Source organism: Streptomyces sp. NPDC058231 (assembly GCF_042882275.1).
Lineage (GTDB): Bacteria > Actinomycetota > Actinomycetes > Streptomycetales > Streptomycetaceae > Streptomyces.
Map to the genome: position 1 here is coordinate 1 of NZ_JBHVWN010000158.1, position 2,675 is coordinate 2,675.

Genomic DNA, 2,675 nt, shown 5'->3' on the forward strand with positions numbered 1-2,675 from the left:
GTGCAGCCGAGGAGCAGGGCGGTCGACGCGATCTGGGTGAACTCGTTGCCTTCGATGACGTCGTGCGAGCCGCCGTACTTGAAGCTCAGGCCGGCGCCGCCGAGGTTGACGAACCGGTTGCCGGTGATCGTGACGTGGTTGGACGCGGTGAAGGAGACGTTGGCGGCGGGCTGCGTGAGCGCGCCCCACGGGCAGCTACCGGCGGGCGTGGAGAAGGTACACAGGCCCTGGTTGTTCGCTCCGGTCCTGCGCAGGTTGCTCTGGACGTCGGCGAACCCTGCGGTGGACGACGGGTCGTTCCATGTGGCGTAGGAGAACTGGAGGCCCGCGAAGGTGACGTCGTGCAGGGGGTCACGCAGACTTCCGGCGCCCTGCAGCAGGGTCTCCAGCCGCGGCAGCTCGACATCCAGGCCGGCCACGCGGTCACCGTTCTTCGGCGCGTAGTAGAGCTTGCTCGCAGCGCTGTCGAGGAACCACTGTCCGGTCTGGAGCAGGCCGCGGGCGTTCTCGATCGTCGCGGGCATCTGCGAGGTGGACATCGACGGCAGACCGCCGGAGCCCTGGGTGAACGGGGCACCGTCGGTTACGTTGGTCCAGCAGGGCTGATCCATGATCAGCCGACTGCCGGACATGCTGGCGACCCGGCACTTCGAGTCGGTCCACGGGCCGTTGCCGCCTGGGTAGTCGAACTCGACCTGTGCCAGCTGCGTGGGCGTGAGCTGGGCGAACCAGGCCACGGCCGCGTCATCCTTCGACAGGTCGTACCCGGTGGCCGAGCCGACCCAGCCGCCCTTGAAGTGGAGGGCTGCCGGCGTGGCCTGTGCGACACGCGCTTCCGTGCCGTCGACGTAGAGTTGCCGGCTGGCGCTGCCACGGTGCACACTCGCCGACCACACGCCGGTGCTGCCCACCTGGGACCAGCCGGTGACCCGAGTGGCACCGGAGATCACCGGGTGCGCGCCCGACGCCGCGCGCCACACCACCGGGTGTCCAGTGCCACCGGAGTCGGCGGCACCGAACTCCCACGGTCTACTCAAACGGTAGGTGCCGTCGGTCAGTTCGACCGTGACACCAGCGGGGTGACGGCCTCCCTCAACTCTTCGTACCGCGGCCTGCGCTGCTGACAGCGAGCACGGATTCCTCGACGTGCACGCCGCGCCATGGCCGTCAGGCGCCGCCCACAACACCGCCTGCGTTGCCGCCTGCGCGGGCGCCGCCGACCAGGCGGGTCCCGCGCCGGCGAAGCCGAACACAACTATGGAAACGAGGATCTTCCACGATGACGCCATCCACTTCATGATCGCTCCGGAACCGCTGGCCCGCGGGGTCCGCCCACAGGAAGACAAATACATCCGATCAATGCGGCCAAAGGTTGGCAGTCTGATCGACAGACGTCAAGAGGTTGCACAAGAAAGCCAACTCATCGGAGTGGGACTCCCGTTGATTCATCCCCTGTTCCGCGCACAGTGATCGGATGTGTACGGGGACATGTATCCGAGTGCGACGGCCGGGCTCCTGTCTCCAGGCCGCTCGACGAGGTGCTGGAGCGCCCCGGCCCGCGCGGGCTCGGCGCTTCCCCTGTCTGCGGCGACCGTTTCGGGCAACAGCTGCACAGGGCGTCGTTCGGCCCGTCGGGGGCGACGACTCCTCGACGCTTCTCCGAACGGACGAAGGTCGGGGTGCGGGCCGAGCTCCACCGCCACGATCCGTGCCCATCTGGTCCACATCCCGGCCCGGATCTCTCGCTCCGCACCACCGTGTGACCATGCGGTCCGCCGACTGCGCGCTACTCGCCTGCGACGTCTCGGTTGAGGACGAGGACCTCGACCCGATGTACTACCAGGAACTCATCGACGCCCCGCCGCCCCGTGAGTCCCGTACGCGTGTACCGCGGCTACGGGCTCCGATGGGCGTCGGAGGCCGGCTTCCGAAGCCCGACCGACATCAGATGTTGGGCAAAGTACTCGGGCGGAGTTGAGTACTTGCGCTCTGGTCGGTTATGGGGGCGATCCGGAACGCTTGGACCATGCGACAACGACTGCCGAAATTCGTTCCCCAACTGTTGGCGATCCTCGTGCTGGCTGTGGTGACGCTAGGGGCGTGGGCTGCGTGGCTGGGCTGGGACCAGCATCGTGACGTGCACCCTGATGGTTCGACGACCGGCCCGTACGAGGCGTGGCAGGTGATCGGGCTGGTGTTGACTCTGCTGGTGCTGGTGTACTGGGCGGCAAACCGGCGCTATATCGCAGGTGCTGTGCTCGGCATCACGGCCGGCCTGACCATTGCCGCCGATTGCGACTGGTCGGACGACTCCAGCGGCCTCTACATGGTCGGCGTGGGGATGGTCATGGTGGGGAGCCTCGTCGCAACCGCCGTCGTATCCGCCGTGATCGCCGCTGTGAAACGAGAAGGCCCCCCGAGTCGGCGTTGATGACTTGGTTGCAGCAGTCCCGCGACGCGGTCCAAGTTCCGCAGTGGCGTCGTTGAGGAGGCGTCGAGCGTCGCCCAGCGCTTCTCGCTGTCGATGCTGCTGGGCGGGCCCGTCCAGCGAACAAGTGCCGGGGCCAGGCCGGAGGCGTGCCGGAGGCTCAGGGTCGGGGACTGCGTGCGGAGCATGGCCGGAGGGTGCGGCCCGAGGGGATCCGGCGTCGCGACCTGGCCGAGCGGTCCATGCC

General features: G+C 68.0%; 2 protein-coding genes. One reads left to right on the plus strand and one right to left on the minus strand.

Features of this window, described 5'->3' with window-relative positions; all coding sequences use genetic code 11:
• The coding region (locus ACFVXE_RS38925) for a right-handed parallel beta-helix repeat-containing protein (protein WP_389678511.1) at window positions 1-1,037 on the minus strand (1,037 nt) is incomplete at its 3' end.
• 989 nt (window positions 1,038-2,026) lie between these two features.
• Here ACFVXE_RS38925 and ACFVXE_RS38930 point away from each other — a divergent pair.
• Window positions 2,027-2,431: a hypothetical protein gene (locus ACFVXE_RS38930; protein WP_389678512.1), complete on the plus strand. Its 405-nt coding sequence runs from the start codon at window positions 2,027-2,029 to the stop codon at window positions 2,429-2,431.
• The last annotated feature ends 244 nt before the right edge of the window (window positions 2,432-2,675 follow it).

Coding starts and splice junctions, on each gene's coding strand:
- ACFVXE_RS38930 (WP_389678512.1), top strand. CDS start 2,027: ATGCGACAACGACTGCCGAAATTCGTTCCCCAACTGTTGGCGATCCTC.